The 25,382-nt window shown below is 72.2% G+C and carries 26 protein-coding genes; 9 read left to right on the top strand and 17 right to left on the bottom strand.

The genetic code is table 11. From position 1 onward, the window contains the following. Nucleotides 1-30: 30 nt before the first annotated feature. The gene (locus tag BUE43_RS12905) at nucleotides 31-282 is read right to left on the bottom strand and encodes a hypothetical protein (RefSeq protein WP_073482781.1); all 252 of its coding nucleotides are present in this window, start codon (nucleotides 280-282) and stop codon (nucleotides 31-33) included. A 60-nt stretch (nucleotides 283-342) separates the two neighbouring features. Then, complete coding sequence (locus BUE43_RS12900; protein WP_073482459.1) at nucleotides 343-894, bottom strand: GNAT family N-acetyltransferase; 552 nt, start codon at nucleotides 892-894, stop codon at nucleotides 343-345. A gap of 61 nt (nucleotides 895-955) precedes the next feature. On the opposite strand from BUE43_RS12900, the gene BUE43_RS12895 reads away from it, so the two are divergent. Together BUE43_RS12895 and BUE43_RS12890 are read left to right on the top strand one after the other, a co-directional pair. Then, entirely contained in the window at nucleotides 956-1,528 is a 573-nt protein-coding gene (locus BUE43_RS12895; RefSeq protein ID WP_073482457.1) for a TetR/AcrR family transcriptional regulator, read from the top strand. Between the two features lie 71 nt (nucleotides 1,529-1,599). Then, complete coding sequence (locus BUE43_RS12890) at nucleotides 1,600-2,508, top strand: NAD(P)-dependent oxidoreductase (protein ID WP_234995681.1); 909 nt, start codon at nucleotides 1,600-1,602, stop codon at nucleotides 2,506-2,508. A gap of 253 nt (nucleotides 2,509-2,761) precedes the next feature. On the opposite strand, the gene BUE43_RS12885 is transcribed toward BUE43_RS12890, so the two are convergent. Both BUE43_RS12885 and BUE43_RS12880 read right to left on the bottom strand, forming a co-directional pair. After that, complete coding sequence (locus tag BUE43_RS12885; protein WP_073482779.1) at nucleotides 2,762-3,268, bottom strand: metallophosphoesterase family protein; 507 nt, start codon at nucleotides 3,266-3,268, stop codon at nucleotides 2,762-2,764. A 12-nt stretch (nucleotides 3,269-3,280) separates the two neighbouring features. Beyond that, the gene (locus BUE43_RS12880; RefSeq protein WP_073482452.1) at nucleotides 3,281-4,900 is read right to left on the bottom strand and encodes a RecQ family ATP-dependent DNA helicase; all 1,620 of its coding nucleotides are present in this window, start codon (nucleotides 4,898-4,900) and stop codon (nucleotides 3,281-3,283) included. A 121-nt stretch (nucleotides 4,901-5,021) separates the two neighbouring features. Between BUE43_RS12880 and BUE43_RS12875 the strand changes: the two genes are divergently transcribed. Beyond that, nucleotides 5,022-5,480 carry a hypothetical protein gene (locus BUE43_RS12875; RefSeq protein ID WP_200797470.1) on the top strand — a complete coding sequence of 153 codons (459 nt, stop codon included), beginning with the start codon at nucleotides 5,022-5,024 and terminating at the stop codon, nucleotides 5,478-5,480. A 13-nt stretch (nucleotides 5,481-5,493) separates the two neighbouring features. Here the strand turns inward: BUE43_RS12875 and BUE43_RS12870 are convergent, their stop codons facing one another. Next, nucleotides 5,494-5,886 (bottom strand): VOC family protein, encoded by a 393-nt coding sequence (locus BUE43_RS12870; protein WP_073482441.1) that lies wholly within the window; start codon nucleotides 5,884-5,886, stop codon nucleotides 5,494-5,496. Between the two features lie 282 nt (nucleotides 5,887-6,168). Here BUE43_RS12870 and BUE43_RS12865 point away from each other — a divergent pair, with 282 nt between their 5' ends. Next, nucleotides 6,169-7,122, top strand: a complete 954-nt coding sequence (locus BUE43_RS12865) for a P63C domain-containing protein (RefSeq protein ID WP_083959602.1) — start codon at nucleotides 6,169-6,171, stop codon at nucleotides 7,120-7,122. Nucleotides 7,123-7,733: 611 nt separating this feature from the next. On the opposite strand, the gene glnA is transcribed toward BUE43_RS12865, so the two are convergent. Further along, entirely contained in the window at nucleotides 7,734-9,158 is a 1,425-nt protein-coding gene (gene glnA, locus BUE43_RS12860) for a type I glutamate--ammonia ligase (RefSeq protein ID WP_073482438.1), read from the bottom strand. Between the two features lie 188 nt (nucleotides 9,159-9,346). Between glnA and BUE43_RS12855 the strand changes: the two genes are divergently transcribed. Further along, nucleotides 9,347-9,805: an RDD family protein gene (locus BUE43_RS12855; RefSeq protein ID WP_073482436.1), complete on the top strand. Its 459-nt coding sequence runs from the start codon at nucleotides 9,347-9,349 to the stop codon at nucleotides 9,803-9,805. Here BUE43_RS12855 and BUE43_RS12850 read toward each other — a convergent pair. Both BUE43_RS12850 and BUE43_RS12845 read right to left on the bottom strand, forming a co-directional pair. Continuing rightward, nucleotides 9,802-10,572 (bottom strand): GNAT family N-acetyltransferase, encoded by a 771-nt coding sequence (locus BUE43_RS12850; protein WP_073482434.1) that lies wholly within the window; start codon nucleotides 10,570-10,572, stop codon nucleotides 9,802-9,804. The genes BUE43_RS12855 and BUE43_RS12850 overlap by 4 nt on opposite strands. A 2-nt stretch (nucleotides 10,573-10,574) precedes the next feature. Continuing rightward, complete coding sequence (locus tag BUE43_RS12845; RefSeq protein ID WP_073482431.1) at nucleotides 10,575-11,303, bottom strand: DUF4191 domain-containing protein; 729 nt, start codon at nucleotides 11,301-11,303, stop codon at nucleotides 10,575-10,577. A 352-nt stretch (nucleotides 11,304-11,655) separates the two neighbouring features. Between BUE43_RS12845 and BUE43_RS12840 the strand changes: the two genes are divergently transcribed. Further along, nucleotides 11,656-12,189, top strand: a complete 534-nt coding sequence (locus BUE43_RS12840; RefSeq protein ID WP_073482429.1) for a hypothetical protein — start codon at nucleotides 11,656-11,658, stop codon at nucleotides 12,187-12,189. A 69-nt stretch (nucleotides 12,190-12,258) separates the two neighbouring features. Here the strand turns inward: BUE43_RS12840 and lipA are convergent, their stop codons facing one another. The 3 genes from lipA to BUE43_RS12825 all read right to left on the bottom strand — a co-directional run bounded on the left by lipA (nucleotide 12,259) and on the right by BUE43_RS12825 (nucleotide 14,841). Next, nucleotides 12,259-13,260 carry a lipoyl synthase gene (gene lipA / locus BUE43_RS12835; protein ID WP_073482427.1) on the bottom strand — a complete coding sequence of 334 codons (1,002 nt, stop codon included), beginning with the start codon at nucleotides 13,258-13,260 and terminating at the stop codon, nucleotides 12,259-12,261. Between the two features lie 77 nt (nucleotides 13,261-13,337). Further along, complete coding sequence (locus BUE43_RS12830; protein ID WP_073482773.1) at nucleotides 13,338-14,264, bottom strand: oxidoreductase; 927 nt, start codon at nucleotides 14,262-14,264, stop codon at nucleotides 13,338-13,340. A gap of 55 nt (nucleotides 14,265-14,319) precedes the next feature. Further along, a complete protein-coding gene (locus BUE43_RS12825) occupies nucleotides 14,320-14,841 on the bottom strand; it encodes a hypothetical protein (RefSeq protein ID WP_073482424.1) in 522 nt (173 codons plus the stop codon). 125 nt (nucleotides 14,842-14,966) lie between these two features. Between BUE43_RS12825 and BUE43_RS12820 the strand changes: the two genes are divergently transcribed. Both BUE43_RS12820 and BUE43_RS12815 read left to right on the top strand, forming a co-directional pair. Then, a complete protein-coding gene (locus tag BUE43_RS12820; protein WP_073482771.1) occupies nucleotides 14,967-15,557 on the top strand; it encodes a TetR/AcrR family transcriptional regulator in 591 nt (196 codons plus the stop codon). A 186-nt stretch (nucleotides 15,558-15,743) separates the two neighbouring features. Then, nucleotides 15,744-16,679: an LLM class F420-dependent oxidoreductase gene (locus tag BUE43_RS12815; protein ID WP_200797496.1), complete on the top strand. Its 936-nt coding sequence runs from the start codon at nucleotides 15,744-15,746 to the stop codon at nucleotides 16,677-16,679. Between the two features lie 168 nt (nucleotides 16,680-16,847). Here the strand turns inward: BUE43_RS12815 and lipB are convergent, their stop codons facing one another. The 4 genes from lipB to lpdA all read right to left on the bottom strand — a co-directional run bounded on the left by lipB (nucleotide 16,848) and on the right by lpdA (nucleotide 22,214). Further along, the gene (gene lipB / locus BUE43_RS12810) at nucleotides 16,848-17,588 is read right to left on the bottom strand and encodes a lipoyl(octanoyl) transferase LipB (RefSeq protein ID WP_200797469.1); all 741 of its coding nucleotides are present in this window, start codon (nucleotides 17,586-17,588) and stop codon (nucleotides 16,848-16,850) included. Between the two features lie 90 nt (nucleotides 17,589-17,678). Beyond that, nucleotides 17,679-18,569 carry a TIGR01777 family oxidoreductase gene (locus BUE43_RS12805; protein WP_073482768.1) on the bottom strand — a complete coding sequence of 297 codons (891 nt, stop codon included), beginning with the start codon at nucleotides 18,567-18,569 and terminating at the stop codon, nucleotides 17,679-17,681. A 406-nt stretch (nucleotides 18,570-18,975) separates the two neighbouring features. Further along, nucleotides 18,976-20,787 carry a 2-oxoglutarate dehydrogenase, E2 component, dihydrolipoamide succinyltransferase gene (gene sucB, locus BUE43_RS12800; protein WP_073482418.1) on the bottom strand — a complete coding sequence of 604 codons (1,812 nt, stop codon included), beginning with the start codon at nucleotides 20,785-20,787 and terminating at the stop codon, nucleotides 18,976-18,978. Between the two features lie 56 nt (nucleotides 20,788-20,843). Then, the gene (gene lpdA, locus BUE43_RS12795) at nucleotides 20,844-22,214 is read right to left on the bottom strand and encodes a dihydrolipoyl dehydrogenase (RefSeq protein WP_073482416.1); all 1,371 of its coding nucleotides are present in this window, start codon (nucleotides 22,212-22,214) and stop codon (nucleotides 20,844-20,846) included. 340 nt (nucleotides 22,215-22,554) lie between these two features. Between lpdA and BUE43_RS12790 the strand changes: the two genes are divergently transcribed. Then, on the top strand, nucleotides 22,555-22,881 hold the full coding sequence (locus tag BUE43_RS12790) for an oxidoreductase (protein WP_073482414.1): 327 nt from the start codon (nucleotides 22,555-22,557) through the stop codon (nucleotides 22,879-22,881). Nucleotides 22,882-23,165: 284 nt separating this feature from the next. Here the strand turns inward: BUE43_RS12790 and BUE43_RS12785 are convergent, their stop codons facing one another. Both BUE43_RS12785 and BUE43_RS12780 read right to left on the bottom strand, forming a co-directional pair. Next, a complete protein-coding gene (locus tag BUE43_RS12785) occupies nucleotides 23,166-23,498 on the bottom strand; it encodes an antibiotic biosynthesis monooxygenase family protein (RefSeq protein ID WP_073482412.1) in 333 nt (110 codons plus the stop codon). 103 nt (nucleotides 23,499-23,601) lie between these two features. Beyond that, nucleotides 23,602-25,095 (bottom strand): leucyl aminopeptidase, encoded by a 1,494-nt coding sequence (locus tag BUE43_RS12780; protein WP_073482410.1) that lies wholly within the window; start codon nucleotides 25,093-25,095, stop codon nucleotides 23,602-23,604. Nucleotides 25,096-25,382 lie beyond the last annotated feature (287 nt).

The raw sequence follows: 25,382 nt of genomic DNA, 5'->3' as shown, positions 1-25,382 counted from the left end.
GGTGACGCGCGTCGCCCGGCCCGTCCCGGCTCAGGCCTCGTCCGGGCCCTCGCCGACGCCGTTCTCCTCCTCGTCGATCTGCAGCTCGGGGGCGGAGTCGAACAACTCCACCACCCACTCCTCGATGTAGCCCTCGCCGTCCTCGTCGGGAACGATCTGGTTGTACAGCCGCACGCCGAGGTTGAGCCGGTCGGCCGCCACGACGGCCTCCGCTGCCTCCTCCCCGGTGGGGAACACGTGCGTGACGATCAGCTTCGGGGCATCGTCCTCAGGGTTGGTCACGATCACTCACGCTAGTGCGCCGAGGGGTGACGCGCCGCACCTGTCACCCCGAACGGGGATTCAGGCGCTCCGGAGGTACAGCAGGGACTCGGTGGTCCGGCCCGACGGGGTGACCGAGAGGGTGGCCTCGCCCTGCCGGTGGAAGCCCGCGCGCTCCAGCGTGCGCTGGGAGGCGGTGTTGGCGACCTCGGTGCGGGCCCGCAGCTCGATGAGCCCCAGGCGGTCGAAGCACCAGGCGGTGACGAGGTCGACGGCGCGGACCGCGGCTCCGCGCCCGCGCGCGGTCGGCGTGAGCAGGAAGCCGACCTCGGCCGAGGCGGCGTCCCGGTCGACGTCGAACAGCACGATGGAGCCGAGGTAGTCGTCGGAGACGGCGTCGGCGATGGCGAGCACGGCGAACGTGCCGGCGCGCAGCCCGTCGGCGATGGTGGTGCGGATGTCCTCGCGCACCAGTTCGGAGGTGTAGGAAGGGCGGGGCAGGTGGCCGAAGCGGACGACCGCGGGGTCCTCCGTCGCGGCGGCGTACGCGTCGGCGTCGCCCTCGGCGAGGTGGCGCACGCGGATCACGCCGTCGGACAGTCCCTGGGGGCCGAGCGAGAAGTGGTCTTCCATGACAGGGCCAGCCTGCCAGAAGATTGTTGACTGTACGTTCCACAAATGGTCGAATCAGGTCGTGGCACGGGTTCGGGAGTTCGACACCGACGTCGCCGTGCGGCGGGCGATGGAGTTGTTCTGGCGGCAGGGGTACGAGGCCACCTCGGTGCAGGACCTCGTCGACGCCACCGGGGTGGGGCGTGGCTCGCTGTACGCCGCGTTCGGCTGCAAGGAGGGGCTGTACGAGGCCGCGTTGCGGCGCTACGTCGAGGGGAGCACGCACGAGCTGCTCCTGCGGGACGCTCCGGTGCGGGAGGTGGTCAGGGACTACCTGCTCGCGCTCGTGGACGAGGCGGTGGACGACCACGAGCGGCGCGGGTGCCTCGTGACCAACGCGGCGGTGGAGCGTCTGCCCCACAGCGGGGTGACCGGGCGCATCGTGCGTGACGCGCTCGACGCGGTGCGGGACTGCGTGCTCGCGGTCCTGCGCCGCGCGGCGGACCGCGGCGAGCTGTCCCCCGAGATCGACCTGGTCGCGACGGCCGACTTCGTGGTCACCGCGGTGCAGGGGCTCCGGGTGATGGGCAAGGCGTACCCGGACCGTCGGACGCTGACCGGCGTGGTCGACACGGCGGTGCGGGTCCTCGGTTAGTTCACCCCCGCTCGGCGGGGGTTTCCGCGTGTCGCAAATATGGAATGAACGGTAAAGAAAGAGGTGGTCGCATGACGAGCGATGACATGACGAGCGGTGGCACCACGGCGGGCCGGCCGGTGGTGGCCGTCCTCGGGCTGGGCATCATGGGCCGGGCCATGGCGGGCAACCTGCTGCGGCGCGGACTGCCGGTGCGGGTCTGGAACCGGACGCCGGACCGGGCGGCGGCCCTGGCGGACCAGGGCGCCGTGGTCGCGTCCTCGCCGGCCGAGGCGGTGTCCGGCGCGGACGTCGTGCTCACCATGCTGACCGACGGCCCGGCGGTGGCCGAGGTGATGCGGGCCGCCGCGCCCGGACTGCGGGCGGGTCAGGTGTGGGCGCAGACCACCACCGTGGGGCTCACGGCGGTCTCCGAGCTCGCGGAGCTGGCCCAGCGACACGGGCTGGTGTTCGTCGACGCACCGGTGCAGGGCACCCGGCAGCCCGCGGAGGCTGGTCAGCTCGTCGTGCTGGCGGCCGGGCCGACGGCGGTCCGGGAGGCGCTGCGGCCGGTGTTCGAGGCCGTGGGCTGGCACACGGAGTGGCTGGACGAGGACGGCGCGACCGGGGTGGCCAGCCGGCTCAAGCTGGTGCTCAACAGCTGGGCGCTCACCATGACCAACGGGGTGGCCGAGGCGGTCGCGCTGGCCAGGGGCCTGGGGGTGGACCCGGCCCTGTTCGGCCGGATGATCGCGGGCGGCCCGATGGACAGCCCGTACCTCCAGGCCAAGGCCGCCGCCGTCCTGGCCGACGACTTCACGCCCAGCTTCACCGTGCGCAACGCCGAGAAGGACGCGCGGTTGGTGGCCGAGGCCGCCGAGACGGCCGGTGTGCGGCTGGACCTGGCGCTGGCCGCGGGCGAGCGGTTCCGGCGGGCGCGGGAGCTCGGCCACGGCGAGGAGGACATGGTCGCCAACTACTTCGGCAGCTTCCCGCAGTGATCGCCTACTGGTGATCGCGCCCCGGTGATCAACCACTGAGGACACTCGGTGGACAGCCCCCACCCGCCCTGGGGGGCGAGCCCTGCTCCAGCCTATCCGCCCGGCGAGGAGCGCCCAAGGCCGTCACCTGGGCCTGTGGACAACCCGAGGTCCTGTGGACAACTCCGGGGGTAGCTGACCAAAGCGCTTGACAGCTCCTGTCCGAACGCTTCCGGGAAACACGGCGGTGGGCCGCGCGCGACCGGCCCACCGCCTACTCCCCGCGCGGCGGAAGCCGGTGCAACACGAGTTCGGTCAACGCGCCATCCCGCGCCTCGGCCGTCATGTACGTGTGGAACGGCTGACGGCGGCGGTCCGTCGGCGACCCCGGGTTCAGCAGGCGCAGGCCCGTCTCCGCCGTGGTGTCCCAGGGGATGTGGCTGTGCCCGAACACGAGCACGTCGGTGTCCGGGAACCGCGCGGCGCACCGCTTCTCCCGGCCCGCCGCCGCGCCGGTCTCGTGGACGACCGCGACGCGCAGCCCCGCCAGCTCCACGCGGGCGATCTCGGGCAGCCGGGCGCGCAACTCCGGCCCGTCGTTGTTGCCGTGCACGCCCACCAGTCGGCGGGACCGGGCCTCCAGGTCGTCCAGCAACGCGACCGACACCCAGTCACCGGCGTGGATGACGACGTCGGCCGCGGCCACCTCCTCCCAGAGCCGCGCCGGCAGGTCCCTCGCCCGCTTCGGCACGTGGGTGTCGGCCATCAGCACCAGGCGCACGGCCACCCCACCTCAGTCCTCAGTGGACAGAAGTCGCCGGTCCCGCACGACCGGCAGCGACAGTGTGCGGTAACCGCTGTCGTCGAACAGCACGACCACGATGTCGTCCTCCACTGTCTGCACCGTCCCGGACCCCCACTCCTGGTGCCGGACCCGGGTTCCCGGCCGTGGTTCACCGTCGCGTCGTTCGTGCGCGCGGCCCCGGTCGCAGTTGTCGCAGCGGCCGCACGGCTCGTCCCGGACCTCGCCGAGCATCTCCAACAGCACGCGCCGCCGGCAGTCGGTGGTCTCGGCGTACCGGCGCATCGTCTCCACCCGGCTGCGCTGGAGCTCGTGGCGTCGGCGGAGCGACTCCGCGGCGGCCTCGGCCAACCGGCCCACCGGGGTGTCGGTGTCCACGGCGGCCAGGCGGCGCCGGGCCACCTCCCGGACGGCCCCCGCGCGGACCAACGGCGGCACGATCCGGCCGAGGGCGTGCCGGGACAGCCCGAGGCGCTCCCCGAGCGGGCCGCGGGCGCTCGGACCGGACCGGCGCAGTTCCCGCACCAGGGCGGCGAACTGGTCGGGGCTCGGGTCCCCGCCGGAGGACAGGTACCGGGCCAGCCCGAAGTCCCGTGGCCCGTGGTGCAGGACCGCCGTCGCCGCCGCGCCGTCCCGACCGGCCCGCCCGATCTCCTGGTAGTAGGCGTCGACCGACGGCGGCGGGTCGGCGTGCAGCACGAACCGGACGTCCGGCTTGTCCACCCCCATGCCGAACGCGTTGGTCGCCACCACCACGCGCAGAGCGTCGCCCATGAAGGCGTCCTGCACCTCGTCACGCTCCTGCCTGCGCAGCGTGCCGTGATACGCCGCCGCGTCCTCCCCGGCGGAGCGCAGCGCCTCGGCCAGTTCGTCGGCGTGCCGGCGGGTGGCCACGTAGACGATGCCGCTACCGGTGCGGTCCAGCACGTCCGCGACGACGGCGTCGTCCTTGGCGTCCTTGCCGTGCAGTTGGACGGCGAGGTGGATGTTGGGCCGATCCACGTCGCGCACCACCACGGCCGGCTCCCGCATGCCCAGCCGGTCGACGATCTCCTCGCGCACGCTCTGCGAGGCCGTCGCGGTCAGGGCGAGCACCCGGGGACGCCCCAACTCCTCGATCACCCCGGTCAGGGCCAGGTAGTCCGGGCGGAAGTCGTGGCCCCACTCGCTGACGCAGTGCGCCTCGTCCACGACGAACAACGACGGTCGCGCCGCGCGCAACTCGTCGACGACGTCCCGCCGGGCGAGCTGCTCCGGAGCGAGGAGCAGGAACTCCAACTCGTGCCGGCGGAAGCCGGCGAAGGCGGCGGCGTGGTCCCCTGCCGACATGCGCGAGTTCGCGCAGGCCGCCGCGAGTCCCGCGGCGCGCAGGGACTCGACCTGGTCTCGCTGCAGGGACAGGGTGGGGGAGACCACGACGGTGGGCCCGGGCAGGGATCGGCCGGCGATCGCGTAGATCGCGGTCTTGCCGGCTCCCGCCGCCAGCACCACCAACGTGTCCCGGCGCCCGAGCTCGCGGAGCGCGTCGACCTGTTCCTCGTGCAACCGCGCGTCGTCCCCGAGGACCTGGCGGACCGCGTCCTCGGTGGCCACCGACTGTTCCCGCGCCATGGCTCCCCGTTCCCTCGCCGACTGGGGCTACCCCGCGGCGCGGAGCGGAAACGGACAGGCATGGGCGTGCGGCGCCGGGGTACGTCTATCGGCGACGCACACCAGACGTGGGGAGGCCGCGGTGGCACGACCGGGCGGAACGGCGCCGCTCGCCCAGGGAGCCGCACGGGGTGTGGTGGCGGCGATGGCGATGAGCGGGCTGCGGACTCTCAGCGGAGCTCTGGGGGTGGTGCGGGAGACGCCACCGGAGGCCATCGTCCGCGAGCGCGGCCCGAGCCTGCTGCGTGCCGTCCCGGAGCGAGGCGAACGGGGCGTCATCGAGCTGATGCACTGGGCCTACGGCGCGGTGGGCGGCGCCGCGTACTCGGCGCTTCCCCGGCGGCTGCGGCGCCGCTGGTCGACAGGACCGCTCTACGGGGTGCTGTTGTGGGGGCTCTTCGAGGCCGTGATGGCGCCCCTGCTCGGCCTGCGGCGAACCCGGCAGCCACGCCCCGCCGAACGGGTGGCCCTGCTCGTGGACCACGTCCTGTACGGCTGGATCGTGGGCGCCGGGTCACCGCTGCGCGACCAGCGACGCTGACACCGGCGGCGTGTCAGCGCAGGAGGCAGAACTCGTTGCCCTCGGGGTCGGCCAGCACGACGTGCCCGTCCGCGGGGCGGGCGAGCACCGTCGCGCCGAGACCGACGAGCCGCTCGACCTCGGCGTCTGAATCGGGATCGGCGCACCTGATGTCCAGGTGCACGCGGTTCTTCGCGACCTTCGGCTCGGGAACCAGGGTGAAGAACAGGCGAAGGCCGTGCCCGTCGGTCGGCTCGACCAGGACGGACGGATCGTCCTCGGGGTCGTCGACGCCCATGGCCCGCAGGCGACGCAGTTCCGCCTCGTCGTACGGAGCGACGGCGTAGCCGCCCAGGGCGGACGCCCAGAACCGGGCCAGCGCCGCCGGGCGCCGGCAGTCGAAGACCACGTCACGCAGTCGGGCCACCGGCCCATCCTGACGTGAATCCCCGCTCCGGACGAGACCCCGTCGTGCCCGGGAGGTGCACCCGAACGCGGAAGGGGCCGAGCGGTCCCGACGACCACTCGGCCTGCTCCGCTATGCCTGACCTGCTGGTTTCTGCTCGATGTTCACCGCGTTGACCGACACTGACCCACGTCTGACGGCCTCGAGACGGCCTGATCACGCGTCTGTTACGCTGAGTACTCGACCAGTTGCAGCATGCACAGAGAAGGGTTACGCATGCTCGACTATGCATAGGAGAAGCCCGTGCAGGACGAACGTCTTGATGCAAGTGACCACAGCGCGATCGCCCGTCGGGAGGCTCCAGCAAGATGGGGGGATGACGTAAAGCAGGCCACACATGCTGGCGACTTCCAGATTGGAGATCGGGTCATCACGTGTGCGGTCCTGGATGACGGAACGCGCTTGGTGAGTCAGGCAACCTTGCTTGCATCACTGGGGCGGAACCCGCGGGCGAAGACGAACAATGGTGAGACGATTCTTTTTGCCGCAAACTTGATTCCCTACCTGAAGCCCGAGGTAGTTCAGGAGCTGAGTGAGCCGATTCAATATCGGTCGCCACAAGGGCGGAAGGCGTCTGGTTATCGAGCTCTTCTTCTGCCGGAAATCTGTGAGGCTTACCTGCGTGCCCGGGCTGACGGTAAGCTCACGCCGAACCAGCTCACTGCAGCTCAAGCTGCCGAGGTCCTTGTTCGAGGGCTCGCCAGGGTAGGTATCGTCGCGCTTGTCGACGAGGCTACCGGATATCAAGAGGTACGAGCTCGTCAAGAACTTCAGAAAATTCTCGAAGCTTACGTTCAAGCCGAACTTCGAAGCTGGCTGAAAACTTTTCCAGACGAGTTTTTCAAAGAAATCTACCGCTTGCAGGGCTGGGAGTACAAGCCTGGCACTTCCAAGCGTACCCCTTACGTTGGCAAACTTATTAACAAGTATATCTACGAAGCTCTTCCCGAGGGTGTTCTCGAAGAGTTGCAGAGGAAGAACCCTCGAACGGAAAAAGGTTACCGCCGGTACCGTCACTTTCAGTTCCTGTCCGCTGATACTGGTCACCCCCATCTCGACAAGCAGATTTCAACGGTAACCACACTAATGAGAATCTCAAAAACGAAGTTAGAGTTCGAAGAGCTTTTCGAGCGCGCTTTCCCGCCGATGCAGCCTAAACTGTCGATCGTAATTGATGATAACGGTGATCACGACTAGGGTGTGAGAGTGTCGTTCGATCAATCGTTTATCGGGGCCGGGTAACGCATTTCATTTATGAACGTCTACGCCAGATCGGGATTGTTCGTGCGGAGATGATCTCCGCTCCGTCGAAGCACGGCAAGACTCACGACATGTCACTCGCTGCAAGCGTGGCGGGTGCCATCAAGGCGCATCTGGAGAAGTACGAACCGCCGGTCACGCTTCTGCCACTGATGATCTAGACGCGGGAGTCGAAGCAGCTCTACCGGCACTCGTTCAACCACCACGCGTGGAAGCCGGCCCTGCGGGCGGCGGGGGTCAAGACCACTGCACTGGGCGCGCCAAGGGGTTCCATGCGCGGAGGCACGCGGACCCGCGGTCACCCTTCGGGGGTACACGCACCTGATGCCAGCCAGTCACGAGTGAACGCGGGCGGCGGTGAACAAGGTGTTCAGGGGGAAGACGGCGGAAGCGGCATGAACGCCGGAACGGTCGAGGGCCGGACGACTGACTCAGTCGTCCGGCCCTCGACCTGTGGAGGATCCGGCGGCCTCTCCAGTTCACGCGGCCCGGAGACGGCCTGGGCGGCGTTCCTTCCCGCTCGACCGCGGGTCAGGGCCGCGACCGGATCACACGTCGTAGTACAGGGCGAACTCGTAGGGGTGCGGGCGGAGCCGGATCGGGTCGATCTCCTGCTCGCGCTTGAGCGCGATCCAGGTCTCGATCACGTCCGGGGTGAACACGCCACCCTCCAGCAGGTAGTCGTGGTCGCGCTCCAGGTTGTCGAGCACCTCGGGCAGCGAGCCGGGAACCTGCTTGACGTCCCTGGCCTCCTCGGGCGGCAGCTCGTAGAGGTCCTTGTCGATCGGGTCCGCCGGCTCGATCTTGTTGCGGATGCCGTCGAGGCCGGCCATGAGCATGGCGGAGAAGGCCAGGTACGGGTTGCCGGAGGCGTCCGGGCAGCGGAACTCGATGCGCTTGGCCTTGGGGTTGTCGCCGGTGATCGGGATCCGGACGCAGGCGGAGCGGTTCCGCTGCGAGTAGACCAGGCTCACCGGGGCCTCGTAGCCCGGCACCAGGCGGTGGTAGGAGTTCACCGTCGGGTTGGTGAAGGCCAGCAGGCTCGGCGCGTGGTGCAGGATGCCGCCGATGTAGTGCCGCGCGGTGTCCGACAGGCCGGCGTAGCCGGTCTCGTCGTGGAACAGCGGCGCGCCGTCCTTCCACAGCGACTGGTGGGTGTGCATGCCCGAACCGTTGTCGCCGAACAGCGGCTTCGGCATGAAGGTGGCGGTCTTGCCGGCCTGCCACGCCGTGTTCTTCACGATGTACTTGAACAGCTGCAGGTCGTCGGCGGAGTGCAGCAGCGTGTTGAACCGGTAGTTGATCTCGGTCTGGCCGGCGGTGCCCACCTCGTGGTGCGCGCGCTCCACCTGGAAACCGGTCTTCATCAGGTTGAGCGTGATCCTGTCGCGCAGGTCGGCGAAGTGGTCGGTGGGCGAGACCGGGAAGTAGCCGCCCTTGAACCGGACCTTGTAGCCCTTGTTGCCGCCCTCCTCGTCGGCGCCGGTGTTCCACCAGCCGGCGATCGAGTCGATCTCGTGGAAGGAGGCGTTCTCGGTGCTGTCGAAGCGCACCGAGTCGAAGAGGTAGAACTCCGCCTCGGGGGCGAAGTAGGCCAGGTCGGCGATGCCGGACTCGGCGATGTACTGCTCCGCCTTGCGCGCGATGTTGCGCGGGTCCCGGCTGTACGGCTCGCGGGTGAACGGGTCGTGCACGAAGAAGTTGACGATGAGCGTCTTCTCGACGCGGAAGGGGTCGATCCGCGCGGTCGCCAGGTCGGGCAGCAGCAGCATGTCCGACTCGTGGATCGACTGGAAGCCACGCACCGACGAGCCGTCGAAGGCCAGGCCCTCGGCGATCATGTCCGCGTCGAACGTTTCGGCCGGCACCGTGAAGTGCTGCATGATGCCCGGCAGGTCACTGAACCGGACGTCGACGAACTTCACACCCTCGTCGGTGATGAAGCGCACGACCTCGTCGGGATTGGTGAACACCCTCGTTGGCTCCTCACGCACTCGGTCGCCAGGCCGGTGCGGGCTCGCGACCGGCTCAGGGGTGACGCTAGGGAAGGGGTGTTGCCCGACCATCACCCCGATGTTTCACCGGTGTTAACGGTCGCCCACCCGGGCGGGCTGTATCACCTGCTCGGGGGCTGGCGACGCCGGCCGCCTACCCTGGTGCCGTGGCGAACAGGTGGACGGGGAGCTGGCTGTCCGGACCGGGCGCCGCGCGGGAGCCCGAGGCGGACGAGCAGCAGCGCTGGCGCGGCGAGCGGCTGGGACTGCCGCAGGACGGGCCGGACGCGGTGGCCGGGTGGGGACGGCGCGCGGCCGCGCTGGTCATCGACTGGGTGCCGTGCGCGCTGGTCGCCGAGTTCCTCACCCAGAACCCGGCCACGTCGGCGCTGGCGTTGTTCGCCGTCTACGTGGCGCTGGCGGTGGCGCTCACCGGCCGCACCGTCGGCAAGGCGATCGTGGGCCTGCGTGTGGCCCGGCTGGACAACCGCGCTCGCCCCCCGATCGGGGCGGCCGTGCTCCGCGCCGTGCTGACGTGCCTGGTCATCCCACCCGTGGTCTACGACAAGGACGGCCGCGGCCTGCACGACAAGGCGCTGCGGACCGTGGTGCTGCGCACGCGTTAGGCCGTCGCGTCGGTCAGGTGCACGGCGGTGGCGGCCCGCCGGAAGCCGATGCGCTGGTAGACGCGGCTCGCCGCGTCGTCGGCGGCGGTGAGCCAGCACAGGTCCGCGCCCGCGCGTGCGGCCGCCAGGACGGCGTGTGCCGTCACCACCGAGCCCAGGCCCTGGCGTCGGTGCTCGGCCACCGTGGCCACTCCCGCGATCTCGGTGACGCCCCCGGCGATGGCGGTCCACTCCGCCGTCGCGACCGGCACGCCGCCCAGGAGGGCCACGACCGCGCCGCCGTCGTACGGGTCGCCCGGCGGCTTCGCCGCGGACCCGGGCAGCCCGAACGCGGCGTCGGAGATCTTCTTCGCCCGCCGCGCCTCGTCCAGGGTGCCGACCTGGGCCACCTCGACCCCGGGCGGGACGGCGGGCACGCCGAGGTCGGCGGGGTCGAGGACGAGGAGCGGGAAGCGGTCGTCCTCGGCGAACCCGGCCGCGCGCACCGCGGCGACGAGCCCGGGGTTGGCCTCGTCGACCAGCTCGGCCCGCGGCCGTCTCCCCTCCACGGCGAAGGCCGCCCTGAGCACGCGCAGCGCGCCTGGGACGGCCTCGGTCGGGACCGGGACGCCCGGACGGGCGGCGGTCACGTAGGAGAGGTACTCGACCGGCTCCTCGTGCAGCAGTCCGACGAGCGGCCCGGCGGGAACCCGCCGTCGAGAGCGGGCCGCGCTCGCCAGGTTGGCGACGGCCACGCGCGCCGCTAACGCGCTGTCGACGGCGGTCACGGTCAGCGCCGGCGGATCGCCCGCTGGACGCTGCGCATCTTCGCGCCCTGCGGCAGCGGGCCCTTTGGCATCCCGACGCCCTTGCTGCGCAGCGCGGCGAGCCGGTTCTCCAGGCTGTCCATCTGCGCGCCGGTGATGTTGCGCGGCAGCCTCGCCAGGTGCGACTGGAGCTTGCTCAGCGGCACCTGGCCCTGCTCGTTGCCGACCATCACGTCGTAGATCGGGGTGTCGCCGACCAGCCGGGAGATGCGCTTCTTCTCCTGTGCCAGCAACGCCTTGGTGCGGTGGGCCGACCCCTCGGCGACCAGCACGACACCCGGGCGGCCGATCACGCGGTGCACGGTGTCGAGCTGCGTGGTGGCCGCCACCGCGGTGGTCACCCGCCAGCGGCCCTTCATGTTCTCCAACGCCCACGCGGCGGCCCCGGGCTGGCCCTCCGCCTTGGCGTAGACGTTGCGCTGCACGCGCCGGCCGAACACGATCACCGCGGCCAGCGCGCCGAAGGCCAGGCCGACCGGCAGGAAGACCCACTGCAGGCCCCAGATCCAGCCCAGCCCGAACACTACGGCCGCGACACCGAGGAGCGCGACGAGCATCCACGGCACGAGCGCCTTGTCCTCGCGGCGCTGCATCCGGAACGCCTCGAAGATCTGCTGGCGACGCTCACGGGACGCCTGCTTGCGGGCGCGCGCCGCTTCCTTCGCCGCCGCCTTGTCCTGCTTGGGGGCCATGGTTGTCAGGATACGGCGACCGGGTGGCCGCTTCGCCCCCGACCAGGTAACTCCCCCGACGCACGGTGTCCGTCGACGCCGTGCGGCCCGGGTCGGGGCGCCGCCCCCCGGCGCGACCGGATGACGATCACCAGTGCGTCGTCCTGAACGGGCAAAGAGCCTTTGTGGTGCGCATATGTCCTTGCTGCGTGCTCTGTCCCGCGCGTTCTGATTGTCCTCTGAGCTGCTCCGAAAGAGTGAAACAGGATCGCGGTGACAACCCGCTTCCGGCTTTCCCCGTGCAACACCCGGCGTCACCTGTGGAGGTACGACGCCTGCTTCCACTACGAGGGGGATTTCTGTGGGAAGGATTGTGTCGAGAGCTCTGGTCCCGCTGCTCGCTGCGGTTCTGGGGGTCGCGTTGGCGGGCGCTCCCGCGCTCGCGGCGGGGCCGTCCGCCGCGCCGGCCGCGCAGCCCCGCATCCTCGGCCCGGACGGGTACAAGACGTTGAAGCTGGGCATGTCCGAGCAGGACGCGGTTGCCACCGGCCTGCTCGAGAACAAGAGGCCGTTCGGCGACACCTGCGTCATCTACAGCATCGTTCGGAGTGAGGGGACGCACCCGAACCGCTCGGGCGTGATCATCTCGCCGAAGTTCGGTGTCTGGTCCATTCCGGCCACGTCCAAAATGCGCACTCCCCAGGAGATCTGGCAAGGTTCCCGGTTCTCCGACGTCCAGGACGCCTACCCTGACCTCACCCGACACCCCCAGTTCGACTACATCTACACGGCTGGGGTGCCGGGCAATCCGAAGGCAGAGTATGACTTCACTTTTCCGGACGGCCCGCTCGTTTTCGAGATGGGGCTCGGCCTGAAAGGCATGACGTCCGAGAGCGCCTGCTCCTGAACCCGGAAACAGAGAGGTGGGGCCGTTCCGGACGGAACGGCCCCACCTCTCGTTCTTCGCGTTGGGGAGTCAGCGGGCCAGCAGGGCGCCGATCTCCTGGGACGACGGGCCGGCCTCGGCCAGGTGCCGCAGGTTCTCCGGCAGCTCCTCGCCGCGGGCCTGCACCGTCTGGGCGTAGAGCCGGCCGGCGCGGTAGGAGGACCGCACCAGCGGGCCGGCCATCACGCCGGGGAAGCCGATGCGCTCGGCAGTCGCCTTGTGCTCCAGGAACTCCTCCGGCTTGACCCACCGGTCGATCGGGTGGTGCCGCAGGCTGGGCCGCAGGTACTGGGTGATCGTGATGATCTCGCAGCCGGCGTCGAAGAGGTCCTGGAGCGCGGTCGTGACCTCCTCGGGCGTCTCGCCCATGCCGAGGATGAGGTTCGACTTGGTCACCAGGCCGGCCTCGCGGGCCTTCGTGATGACCTCCAGCGACCGCTCGTAGCGGAACGCCGGCCGGATCCGCTTGAAGATCCGCGGCACCGTCTCCAGGTTGTGCGCCAGCACCTCGGGCCGCGAGCCGAAGACCTCGGCGAGCTGGTCGGGCTCGGCGTTGAAGTCGGGGATCAGCAGCTCCACGCCGGTGCCCGGGTTGAGCGCGTGGATCTGGCGGACGGTCTCGGCGTACAGCCAGGCGCCGCCGTCGGGCAGGTCGTCGCGCGCCACCCCGGTGACGGTGGAGTAGCGCAGGCCCATGGCCTGCACGGACTCGGCGACGCGCCGGGGCTCGTCCCGGTCGAAGTCGGCCGGCTTGCCGGTGTCGATCTGGCAGAAGTCACAGCGTCGGGTGCACTGCTCGCCGCCGATGAGGAAGGTGGCCTCCCGGTCCTCCCAACACTCGTAGATGTTGGGGCAGCCGGCCTCCTCGCAGACGGTGTGCAGGCCCTCCCGGCGCACCAAGCCCTTCAGCTCGCGGTACTCCGGCCCCATCTTGGCCCGGGTCTTGATCCACGGCGGCTTCTTCTCGATCGGCGTCTGGCTGTTGCGAACCTCCAGCCGCAGCAGCTTGCGCCCCTCGGGTGCGACGGTCACCGGTTCACCCTACGCCCCGGCCGGCACCCCTTCGACCCCCGCGACCTGCGGCGAGGTCGGCCAGGGGGAGATCCGCGTCACGCGGGGAACGGCTCGACGCCGGTCAGCTCCGCCGTCCGCGTCCACAGGCGGGCGGCGAGGGCGGCGTCGCGGGCCGCGCGACTGGGGCGAACGCGGGTCGGCGCGCCCCGGAACTCGGCGAACCCGTCGGGTCCGTAGTACTCGCCGCCGCGCACGTCGGGCGCGGTGGCGGCGTAGAGCTGGGGGAGCGCGCCCTGGTCCGCGGTCTGGGAGAACAGCCGGTTGACCACCCGGCCGGAGGCCGCGACCACGCTGCTGCGGCGCGAGCGGGCCATGTTCGGCGCCAGTTCGGTGTCGCTGATCCCGGGGTGCGCGGCGACGCTGAGCAGGGGGAGGCCGGCGGCGCGCGCCCTGCGGTCGAGTTCGAGGGCGAACAGCAGGTTGGCCAGCTTCGACTGGCCGTAGGCGCGCGGGGACAGGTAGGGGCGGCGCTGGAAGTCCGGGTCGGTCACGTCGAGGCCGCCCAGGCGGTGCGCCAGGCTCGACACGGTGACGACGCGCGGCGCGGCGGCGGCCGCGAGCGCCGGGCCGAGCAGCCAGGTCAGCGCCGCGTGGCCGAGGTGGTTGGTGCCGAACTGGAGTTCGTGGCCGTCGGCGGTGACGCGACGCGGCGTGGCCATCACGCCGGCGTTGTTGACGAGCAGGTCCAGGACGCCGTCGGTGCGGTCCCGCACCTCGTCGGCGGCCCGCCGGACCGAGGCGAGGTCGGCCAGGTCCAGCGTGACGAGCTCGGCGTCCCCGTGCCGGCCCACCCGCTCCAGCGCGGCGCGGCCGCGTTCCGGCGACCGGCAGGCCATGAGGACCAGGGCGCCGTGCTCGGCCAGCCGGGCCGCGGTCTCCAGGCCGAGGCCCGAGTTGGCGCCGGTGACGAGCGCGGCGCGGCCGGACAGGTCGGGGATGTCCTGGGCGGTCCATGAGGCCATGACCAACACCTACCGTCCGGTAGGGGAGCGTGGCCAGCCCTTCGTCGGGTGAGGTTCAGTCGATGGAGACGAGCCGGCGGAGCAACGCACCCACGGTGGTGCGACGTCGGGGCTGCTCGGCGGGCGCCGCTCTGAGGAGGGTCAGGAACCGCGCGCCGATCCGCGCGATCTCCTCGTCCGGCTCGTCCGGCTCGGCGAGGCCGGCGGCCAGGGCGAGCAACCGGTGCTCGGCGGCGAAGGCCGTGCGCAGCGCCTCGCCCTCCAGGGGCTCGTGGACGTCCAGCGCCTGGCGCAGGGCCCGTTCCCGGCGGGCCAGGCGCCGCCAGGCGGTGGCGACGACGCTCACCCGGTCGGCGTCCGGGTGGCGGGCGGCCTCGTCCAGCGCGAGCTCCACCCGGGGCGCGAGGAGCAGCAGCCACCGGCAGTGCAGGGCGCGCACCACCTCCGCGCGGGTGGGGAAGCCGGCGGCGACCTCGGGCAGGTCGGCGAGGGGGAGGGGCTGGCCGGGGTGCCGGGCCGACCAGTCGAGGGCGGCCAGCGTGGCGTTGCGCCGGCGGTAGAAGTCGCTCCAGCTCATCGCTGCCTCCTCCCGACCGGCGGGTGGCGCCCGAGATCGGGACATACCGCCGGTACGGACCGATGCCGTGAACGTACCAGCGGTACGTACCGGCGGTATGTCGTACTGTTGTGATCGTGGTGACAGTGCGGTCGCGGCGGCTCGACCACGCGGAGCCGACCCGAAGAGCCCTGGTCGACAGCGCGGTCGAGCTGTTCACCGAGCGGGGTTACGCCGGCGCCGCGCTGGACGAGGTCGCGCGCAGGGCGCGGGTCACCAAGGGCGCGCTGTACCACCACTTCGGCGGCAAGCAGGCGTTGTTCGAGGCCGCCTTCGAGGCGGTGGAGACCGACGTCGTCGCCCGGCTCGGCCGGGCCATGGGCGAGGCCGGCAGCCCGTGGGAGACGGCGAAGGCCGGGCTGCGCGCCTTCCTGGAGGTCTGCCTCGAACCCGCCTACCAGCGGATCGTGGTCCACGAGGCGCCCGCGGTGATGGGCAGGAACCGCTCCCGCGAGGCCGACGAGCGGTTCACCTTCGGCGTCGTGCGGCAGGCGATCGCCGGCCTCGTCGAGACCGGCGAGCTCGCCGACCTGCCGGTCGACGCCCTGGCCAGGGTGGTGTTCGGCGCGCTCTCCGCCGGCGCCACGACGATCGCCGACTCGCCGGAGCCGCACTCCGCCAAGATCGACGTCGAGCGCTGCGTGGAGTACGTCCTGGAGGGGCTGCGCCGACGCTGAGCGCGGCGCGCCGGCGTCTCCCGGTCTCTCCCGGCGCCCTCCCTGCCTCCCGGTTCCCCGCTGTCTCCCGCCGCTTCCCGGAGACCGCCCACGACACCCGCGCCCCGACAGGTCGACACCCGGGAAGCGGGTCCGGACGGCGGCGGGCCGGACGGGCACATAGCCTTGGCCCACGTGACTGAAGCGTTGAAGTTCCGGATCTTCACCGAGCCCCAGCAGGGGGCGACGTACGAGGACCTGCTGCGTGTGGCGCGGTGCGCCGAGGACGCCGGGTACGACGCCTTCTTCCGGTCGGACCACTACCTGAAGATGGGCTCGGTGACCGGGGAGCCAGGCCCCACCGACGCCTGGACCACCCTCGCCGGCCTCGCCAGGGAGACCACCCGGCTGCGGCTGGGCACCCTGATGACCGCCGCGACCTTCCGGTACCCCGGCCCGCTGGCCGTCACCGTCGCCCAGGTGGACCAGATGTCCGGCGGCCGCGTCGAGTTCGGCCTCGGCGCCGGCTGGTACACCGAGGAGCACACCGCCTACGGCATCCCGTTCCCCGCGACGCGGGAGCGGTTCGACCGCTACGCGGAGCAGCTGGAGATCATCACCGGCCTGTGGGCGACCCCGGTCGGGCAGACCTACACCTTCCGCGGCCGGCACTACGAGCTGGTGGACGCGCCCGCGCTGCCCAAGCCCGCGCAGCGGCCGCGGCCCCCGGTGCTCGTCGGCGGGCTCGGGGCGAAGCGGACCCCCGCCCTGGCCGCGCGGTTCGCCGACGAGTTCAACCTGCCGTTCGTGGACGTCGAGACCGCGGTGACCCAGTTCGACCGGGTGACGGCGGCCTGCGCCGAGATCGGCAGGGACGCCACCGAGATCACCCGGTCCGCCGCGCTGGTCGTCTGCGTCGGCAGGGACGAGGCCGAGGTGGCGCGGCGCGCCGGGGCCATCGGGCGGGAGGTGGAGGAGTTGCGCCTCAACGGGTTGTGCGGCACTCCGGCCGAGGTGGCCGACAAGCTCGGCTCCTACCGGGAGCGCACCGGCCTCCAGCGGGTGTACCTCCAGGTGCTCGACCTGTCCGACCTGGACCACGTCGAGCTGATCGCCGCCGAGGTCGCCCCCCAGCTCGGCTGAGACGGGACGTCCGGCGTCGACCGCCGGCGGAACGCGAAAGGCGCGTTCGGGTTCTCCGAACGCGCCTTTCGGTGTTCTGACCGGTGTTCCCGTCCGTGGTCCCGCCCGCGGGAGCCCGGAGGGGCCGAGTTCGGCTGTCAGCGGGTTCGGGCTGTCAGCGGGCTCGGCTCATTGGGCGAGGGCGAAGGTGACGCCCGGGGCCGCCGGCTGGTCGCGCCGCAGGTCCCGGTCGGTGACCGGCAGCTCGCCCTCCAGCGCGGCGAGGACGGCGCGCTCCGCGACCGGCAGCACCTCGGCGACGGTCACGTCCCGCCCGAGCTCGTCCGACAGCGACGCCACACCCGCGTCCCGGATGCCGCACGGGACGATGTGGCCCCACGCCGCCATGTCGGGGTCGCAGTTGATCGCGAAGCCGTGCATCGTCACGCCGCGCTGCACGCGCACCCCGATGGCGGCCACCTTGCGCTCCGGCCGGCGGTCGTCGGCGGGCAGCCAGACGCCGCTGCGGCCCTCGACCCGACCGGCGCCGACCACGCCCAGCTCGTCGCAGGCGGCGATCAGCCCCTGCTCCAGCCGGCGGACGTAGTCCACGACGTCGACCGGCTCGGCCAGCCCGACGATCGGGTAGCCGACGAGCTGCCCCGGACCGTGCCAGGTGATCCTGCCGCCGCGGTCGACGTCGACCACCGGCGTGCCGTCGTCGGGCCGGTCCTCCGGGCGGGTGCGCTTGCCCGCCGTGTAGACCGAGAAGTGCTCCAGCAGCAGCAGCGTGTCCGGGCCCCGGGACTCGGCGCGGGCCTGGTTGAGCTCGCGCTGCAGGTCCCAGGCCGCCACGTAGTCGATCGTGCCGAGATGCCGCACCTCGACCGGGTCGGTCGACAGGCGGCAGGAGATGTCAGGACGGCTCACGGACGCCGACACTACGCCGCCGTCGACGGCCCCTGCCAAGGGACGTGACCAGGACAGACCGCCGGATGGGACGCCGCGGGGGCCGCGGGTTCACTCCCGGGGGAGGCAGGCGCGCAGCGCCGCGCCCACCGAGGGGTGCAGGAACGCGTAGCCGTGGCGCTCCAGGGCGGCGGGGACCACGCGCTGCCCGGTGAGCAGGGTCTCCGCCACCTCGCCGAGCGCGGCGCGCAGCGCGAACCCCGGAACCACCCACGGCGCGGGACGGCCGAGCGCGTCGCCCAGCGCGTGGGTGAACTCGGCGTTGGTGACGGGCGCCGGGGCCGTGAGGTTCACCGGCCCGGCCAGGGAGTCGTGGCCCAGCACGTGCTGGACCGCGCCGAGCGCGTCGTCCAGCGAGATCCACGACAGGTACTGCCGGCCGTCGCCGAGCCGGGCGCCGAGGAACGCGGAGAACAGGGGGCGCAGCCGCCCGAGCAGACCGCCCGAGGGCGACAGCACGACGCCGGTGCGCAGCCGGGCGACCCGGACCCCGGCCTCGACCGCCGGGGAGGTCGCGTCCTCCCAGCGCTGGCACAGCTCGGCCAGGAACCCGAGGCCCCCGGCGGCGGCCTCGGTGACGACCTCGTCCCGGGTGTCGCCGTAGTAGCCGGCGGCCGAGGCGTTGACCAGCACCGGAACCCCGTGCTCGACCACAGCGCCGGCGAGCACCTCGGTGGGCACGATCCGGGTGTCGACCAGGAGCTGCTTGCGGGCCGCCGACCAGCGCTCGTCGCCGAGGCGCGCGCCGCAGAGGTTGACCACGGCGTCGACGCCGTCGAGCGCGCCGGGCTGGAGCTCCCCGGCCGGCGGGTCCCAGCTCCGCTCGTCCGGCGCGGTCGCCCGTCGGCGCACCAGCCGCACCACCTCGTGCCCGGCCGCGCGCAGGGCGGGGACCAGGGCGGTGCCGATCAGGCCGGATGAGCCGGCGACCACGACGCGCATGACGCCGATCGTGGCCGAGGGCGGCACCGAGCGCGACCCCATCGGGGTGTGATCACCATCCCGAGCCGGCCGCTCCGGCACCCTCGGTCGCCGTTCACCGTCCGCATCGCCGGACAGCCCCCACCCGCCCTGGGGGGCGAGCCCTGCTCCAGCCTATCGCCGCCGGACACCGCCCCCAAGCCGATCACCGCAGGCTGTGGACAACGACGGGGGTTGTGGACAACCTGGTCACCCGGCAGGTGCACGCCCCGGCGAGGGTGGGACAACGGTGCGATCCTGAGGGGTTCTGCGCCACCGTGAGCGCCGCGAAAGCGGGGACTGCGGAACGGCGCCGACGGAAGGTCGACAGAAGCCCGAAGGCCCCCGCCGCGGTGCGCGGCGGGGGCCTTCCGGTGTCGGATCGGCGTCAGAGACCGAGGTCGGCCTCGAACGCGCCCTCCTCCAGGCGGTTCTTGATGGTGGTGAGGAACCGGCCGGCGTCGGCGCCGTCGACCAGGCGGTGGTCGTAGGTCAGCGCCAGGTACATCATCGAGCGGACCGCGATGGTGTCGTCGCCGTTCTCGTCGGTCACCACGACCGGGCGCTTCTTCACCACGCCGACGCCCAGGATGCCGACCTGCGGCTGGACGATGATCGGGGTGTCGAACAGCGCGCCGTTGCTGCCGAGGTTGGTCAGCGAGAAGGTGCCGCCGGCCAGCTCGTCCGGGGTCACCTTGTTCGCCCTGGTGCGGGCGGCCAGGTCGGCGATCTTGTGCGCCAGGCCGGCCAGGTTGAGGTCACCGGCGTTGTGGATCACCGCGTTGAGCAGGCCGCGCTCGGTGTCGATCGCGATGCCCAGGTGCTCGGCGCCGTGGTACGTGACCTCCTTGGCCTCCTCGTTGATCGAGGCGTTCAGCTTCGGGTGCTGCTTGAGCGCCTCGACGGCCGCCTTCGCGAAGAACGGCAGGAAGGTCAGCTTCACGCCCTCGCGGGCCTCGAACGCGGCCTTCGCCCGCGCCCGCAGCCGGGCGATCCTGGTGACGTCGACCTCGAACACCTGGGTGAGCTGGGCCGACACCGCCAGCGACTCACGGGTGCGCTGGGCGACGATCTGCCGCAGTCGGGGCAGCTTCTCGGTGCGGCCCCGCAGCGCCTGGGCCTCGGCCGACGGCTGGGCCTCGGCCGACGGCTGGGCCTCGGCCGACGGCTGGGCCGGGGCGGCGGCGCGCGGAGCGGCGGCCGGAGCCGGCGCCGCCGCCGGAGCGGCGGCCTTGGCCTTCGCGGCCTCGACCGCGGCCAGCACGTCCTGCTTGCGGATGCGGCCGCCCACACCGGTGCCGGTGATCGCGTTGAGGTCGACCCCGTGCTCGGCGGCCAGCTTGCGCACCAGCGGCGTCACGTACGGGGCGCCACCCTCGCCCTGGGGCTCGGCCGGCGCGGCGGGAGCCGGGGCGGCCGGAGCGGGCTGGGCAGGGGCGGCCGGCGCCGCCGGCTGCGGGGCGGGAGCCGGAGCGGGCTGCGGGGCCGGCGCGGGCGCCGGAGCCGCAGCCGCCGGGGCGGCGGGCTGCTGGGCCGGAGCCGGAGCCGGAGCGGCCGGAGCGGACGCCGCGGCGCCCGGCTGACCCACGATGGCCAGCTCGGCGCCGACCTCGACGGTCTGGTCCTCGCCGACCTTGATCTCCAGCAGGGTGCCGGCGACCGGCGACGGGATCTCGGTGTCCACCTTGTCGGTGGAGACCTCCAGCAGCGGCTCGTCCACCTCGACGGTGTCGCCGACCTGCTTGAGCCACCGGGTCACGGTGCCCTCGGTGACGCTCTCACCGAGCGCGGGCATGGTCACCGGGGAGCCCTGGGCCGCGCCGGCGGGCGCGGCGGCCGGGGCGGCCGGCTGCTCGGCGGGGGCGGACTGGGCGGGCGCCGCCGGGGCGGCGGGCTGCTCGGCCGGGGCGGGGGCCGCCGGGGCCGCGGGGGCCGAGGGGGCGGGCTCGGCGGCCGCCTCGCCCTCCTCACCGATCACCGCGAGCTCGGCGCCGACCTCGACGGTCTCGTCCTCGTTGACGACGATGCGCTGCAGCACACCGGCGGCCGGGGACGGGATCTCGGTGTCCACCTTGTCGGTCGAGACTTCGAGCAACGGCTCGTCCACCTCGACCCGGTCGCCGACCTGCTTCAGCCACCGGGTGACCGTGCCCTCCGTGACGCTCTCACCGAGCGCCGGCATCTGGACGGAGAAGGCCATCTTTCGCTGACTCCTCGTGCTTCGTGCTGGCTTGGCTGGTCTCGCGCTGGCCTGGCTCAGCCGTGCGCGTGCAGCGGCTTGCCGGCCAGGGCGAGGTGGGCCTCGCCGAGGGCTTCGTTCTGGGTGGGGTGCGCGTGCACCAGCGGGGCGACGTCGTCGGCGGTGGCCTCCCAGTTGTAGATCAGCTGGGCCTCGCCGATCAGCTCGCCGACCCGGGCGCCGACCATGTGCACGCCGACCACCGGGCCGTCAGCGGCCTTCACCAGCTTGATCGCGCCGGCGGTCTTGAGGATCTGGCTCTTGCCGTTGCCGGCCAGGTCGTAGGTGACGGTCTGGACCTCGCCGTACCGCTCCTTGGCCTGGGCCTCGGTCAGCCCGACGGAGGCGACCTCCGGCTCGCAGTAGGTCACCCGCGGGATGCCGCTCTCGTCGACCGGCCTCGGGTTCAGCCCGGCGATCTCCTCGGCGAGGAAGATGCCCTGCTGGAAGCCGCGGTGCGCGAGCTGCAGGCCGGGGACCAGGTCGCCGACCGCGAAGACGTTCGGCAGGTTGGTGCGCAGCCGCTCGTCGGTGAGGACGAAGCCGCGCTCCATGCGGACGCCGGCCTCCTCGTAGCCGTGACCGGCGCTGTTCGGGCCGCGGCCGACGGCGACCAGCAGCAGGTCGGCCTCCAGCTGCTCGCCCGACTCCAGGCTGACCGTGACGCCCGCGCCGGACTGGGTGGCGCCGGTGAACCGGACGCCGGTCTTGAACTTGATGCCGCGCTTGCGGAAGGCCCGCTCCAGCTGCTTGGAGCTGAACTCGTCCTCCGCGGGGACCAGGCGGGGCAGGGCCTCGACGATGGTCACGTCGGCGCCGAAGGAACGCCACACGCTGGCGAACTCGACGCCGATCACGCCGCCGCCCAGCACCACGACCCGCTCCGGGACGAAGTCCAGGTTCAGGGCCTGGTCGCTGGTGACGATCCGGCCGCCGATCTCCAGACCCGGCAGGCTGCGCGAGTAGGAGCCGGTGGCCAGCACGACGTTGCGGCCGGTGTAGCGCTGCCCGTTGACCTCGACGGCGTTCGGCCCGACGAACCGGCCGGTGCCCTCGACGTAGGTGATGCCCCTGGACTTCACCAGGCCCTGCAGGCCCTTGTGGAGCCGGCCGACGACGCCGTCCTTGTAGGAGTTCACCCCGGCGATGTCGATGCCCTCCAGGGAGGACTTCACACCGAACTGGTCGCCCTCGCGGGCCGAGTCGGCGACCTCCGCCGCGTGCAGCAGAGCCTTGGTCGGGATGCACCCGCGGTGCAGGCAGGTGCCCCCGAGCTTGTCCTTCTCCACCAGGACGACGGACAGGCCGAGCTGTGCCGCGCGAAGGGCGCAGGCGTAGCCGCCCGAGCCGCCGCCGAGGATCACGAGGTCGGCGGAGGTGTCGGTCACGGGATCTCCTCGACAGGCAACATTGGCTATTCAGGTCTGGCGTGCCTTCGCGCGGGTGGGCGCGCGGCACCCGCCATCTTGTCACCTGTTCGGCAGCGTCGGCGACGCGGGTTGGCGCATGTCGGGCGGATCGCCGGCGCGCTCCGGCCACTGTTCGACGGACGGTTGACCGTCGGTTGACGGACGGTTGACGGGGCGTCGGGGTGACCTCCTCCGTGCGCTCGGCGCGCCCCCTGGCAAGATCACCCGACGCGCTGTCGCGTATGTCGGGATATCACCCCCACCGAACCGGGTGAACTGGCACGATCGCGTGAGGACCGGCAGGGGTGTAGGGGGCGAGATGGGCTTGTTCGACCGGTTCCGCCGGAGTCGTGGATCCGCTCCGGCGCGTGGCGCCACTGACGCGGACATCACCCACCTCACCGAGTGGGCGAGGTCGCGGCGCGGCGTGGAGGCGTACGTGGAGCCGCGCACGACCGTGACGGAGACCACCGTGGTGTTGATCGCACACGACGGCGAGTGGACCCGTCGGCGGGTCGCCGGGCCGGAGGCGGCGGCCAAGTGGGCGCGCAAGTTGGCGATTCCGCTCTACGACGTGCAGAAAGTCGGCTATCCGCAACGGATGCGCGACTACACCGCGCGGCAGCGGGCGCGGCGGACGGACTAGCGCCCGCTCCGCTGGTTGGTTCGGGCCGCAGGACGGATGTCGGATCGACTCGACGGCCGGACGGCCGAGTGGCCCCGATTCAACCGGTCATCGCGAACAGTCACGGATGATCACCACGGCGTGATGTTCGCCCATCGCGAAAACGCCGCTGTGCCAACCGGATTCGCCCGCTTCTGATGTCACGCGTCCGGCTGAGGGACCCGAGGGCCGTTGCGCCGCCTGGTGATCCCGTGCCGGGCGCGTCCCGCGACGCACCCGGCACGCGACGCGGTCGACTCAGCGGCTCAGCTCTGGAAGCCGTAGGAGCGCTCGACCTTCGCGACGCGCACCTCGTACGCCTCGTACCACTGCGAGCGCCCGCGGTCCTGCGCGGCGATGTGCTCCACGTCGCGGCGCCAGTTCCGGATGGACTCCTCGTCCCGCCAGTACGACACGGTGATCCCGAGCTCGGCGTCGCGGGCGTGCTCCACCCCGAGGTAGCCCGGCTGCCGCGCGGCCAGCTCCAGCATGCGTCGCGCCGTCTCCTGGTACCCGTCGTCGACGGCGGTGCGCCGGGAGCTGAAGATCACCGCGTAGTAGGGCGGCCGGGGAAGGTTGGCCAGGGCGGACGTCTCCATGCCGCGATGTGCCTCTCGTCGGGATGGGATGGCGGAGCGGAAAGCGATCGGGAAACGCCTTGGTCCCCGCACCGGGGCGCGGGGACCAAGGCGTCACTGGTGGTCAGCCGTTCGCGGCGATGTCCGCGAGCACCGCGGCGACGGTGCGCACCGGCGCGCCGGTGCCGCCCTTCGGCGTGTAGCCGTAGGGGCCGCCGGCGTTGTAGGCGGGGCCGGCGACGTCGATGTGCGCCCACTGGACGCCCTCGGCCACGAACTCGCGCAGGAACAGGCCCGCCGAGAGCATGCCGCCCCAGCGGTGCCCGGTGACGTTGGCGATGTCGGCCAGCTTCGAGTCCAGGTCGGCCCGCAGCTCCTCCGGCAGCGGCATGGCCCATGCGCTCTCACCGGTCTCGGTGCCCAGCCGGGCCACGCGGTCCCGGAACTCGTCCGAGCCCATGACGCCGGCGGTCCGCTTGCCCAGCGCGACCAGCGCGGCGCCGGTCAGCGTGGAGGTCTCGATCAGGTAGTCGGGCCCGTCCTCGCAGGCCCGCACGATCGCGTCGGACAGGATGAGCCGGCCCTCGGCGTCGGTGTTGAGCACCTCGACGGTCTTGCCGCCGTACATCGTCAGCACGTCGCCCGGACGGTAGGCGGTGCCGGAGGGCATGTTCTCCGCCATCGGGACCGTGGCCACGACCTCCAGCGGCAGCTTCAGCTTCGCCGCGAGCACCACGGCCGCGACCATGACGGCCGCGCCGGACATGTCCGAGGTCATCTCGTCCATGTTGGCGGCCGGCTTGATCGAGATGCCGCCGGTGTCGAAGGTGATGCCCTTGCCCACCAGGGCGACCTTCTTCTTCGCCTTGGCCGACCGGTAGGTCATCCGGACCAGGCGCGGCGGGCGGGCGGAGCCGACGCCGACGCCGAGGACGCCGCCGAAGCCGCCCTTGCGCAGGGCCTTCTCGTCGAGCACCTCCACCTCCAGGCCGGCGTCGCGGCCCAGCTCGGCGGCGCGCTCGGCGAACGAGGCCGGGTACAGGTCGTTCGGCGCGGTGTTGATGAAGTCGCGGGCGACGCACACCGCCTCGGCCACCAGGGTGGCGGTCTTGACCGCGGCCTTGTGCGCCCGCCCGGCGCCCTCGGCCGGTGTCACCAGCTCGACCCGGCCGAGCGCGGCCTCGCCCTTCTCCGACTTGTAGCTGGTGAAGGAGTAGGCGCCGAGCAGGCTGCCCTCGGCGGCCGCGGACAGGTCGATCGCGGACAGCGTGCTGACGGCCTTGGCGGTGCCGGTCAGCGCCCGCGCGGCCGCGCCCGAGGCCCGGCGGACCTGCTCGGCGGTGGGCTGGCCGTCCGCCACGCGGCCGAGGCCGACCGCGACGAGCAGGTCGGCGGCCACGGCGCCCCTGGTGGGGACCTTGACGACCTCGTCGGCCCGACCGCTGGCGCCGACCAGCCGCAGCAGCTCCAGCAGGCCGCCGTCGAAGGCGGCGTCGATCGGCTCCGCACCCGGCGCCAGCTCGAGCCCGTCCGCTCCCTGGACGGTGCCGATGACGACGGCGTCGACGGCGAGTCCGGCCGGGTCGCTGTCGGTGAGGGCGAGCTTGGGCAAGGTCACGGTTGCTCCTCTGGTTGTGCCGGGCCCGCCTGCCGGGCCGGCGGCAGCGAGCGGCGGAACGGGATGTCGCTCAGGGTCGCCTCCTCGGGAACGCGGACCGCCATCCGGGACGACACCGCCCGTTGCCAAGGGTGCGCTACGGACGGTGAGGAATGTGCCGCATGCTAATGCTCGTGTGGGCGATATCAGCCGTCAGGGCGTTTCCGAAGCGGACTCGTGTCTGTCACCGTGTCGTTGGCCGGGGCGCGTTGATCGCGGTTTCCGGGGACAGCGGGCGCGCGGGTGCG

This window comes from Streptoalloteichus hindustanus (assembly GCF_900129375.1).
GTDB lineage: Bacteria > Actinomycetota > Actinomycetes > Mycobacteriales > Pseudonocardiaceae > Streptoalloteichus > Streptoalloteichus hindustanus.
This window is presented reverse-complemented; position numbering and strand designations above follow the sequence as displayed.

Bases quoted from the DNA above. Each gene is read 5' to 3' on its own strand.
- BUE43_RS12890 (WP_234995681.1), top strand. From the start codon at position 1,600: ATGACGAGCGATGACATGACGAGCGGTGGCACCACGGCGGGCCGGCCG.
- BUE43_RS12805 (WP_073482768.1), bottom strand. From the start codon at position 18,569: ATGCGCGTCGTGGTCGCCGGCTCATCCGGCCTGATCGGCACCGCCCTG.
- BUE43_RS12830 (WP_073482773.1), bottom strand. From the start codon at position 14,264: ATGGCCTCATGGACCGCCCAGGACATCCCCGACCTGTCCGGCCGCGCC.
- BUE43_RS12785 (WP_073482412.1), bottom strand. From the start codon at position 23,498: ATGGAGACGTCCGCCCTGGCCAACCTTCCCCGGCCGCCCTACTACGCG.
- BUE43_RS12845 (WP_073482431.1), bottom strand. From the start codon at position 11,303: ATGGCCCCCAAGCAGGACAAGGCGGCGGCGAAGGAAGCGGCGCGCGCC.
- BUE43_RS12790 (WP_073482414.1), top strand. From the start codon at position 22,555: ATGGGCTTGTTCGACCGGTTCCGCCGGAGTCGTGGATCCGCTCCGGCG.
- sucB (WP_073482418.1), bottom strand. From the start codon at position 20,787: ATGGCCTTCTCCGTCCAGATGCCGGCGCTCGGTGAGAGCGTCACGGAG.
- BUE43_RS12900 (WP_073482459.1), bottom strand. From the start codon at position 894: ATGGAAGACCACTTCTCGCTCGGCCCCCAGGGACTGTCCGACGGCGTG.
- BUE43_RS12825 (WP_073482424.1), bottom strand. From the start codon at position 14,841: ATGAGCTGGAGCGACTTCTACCGCCGGCGCAACGCCACGCTGGCCGCC.
- BUE43_RS12880 (WP_073482452.1), bottom strand. From the start codon at position 4,900: ATGGCGCGGGAACAGTCGGTGGCCACCGAGGACGCGGTCCGCCAGGTC.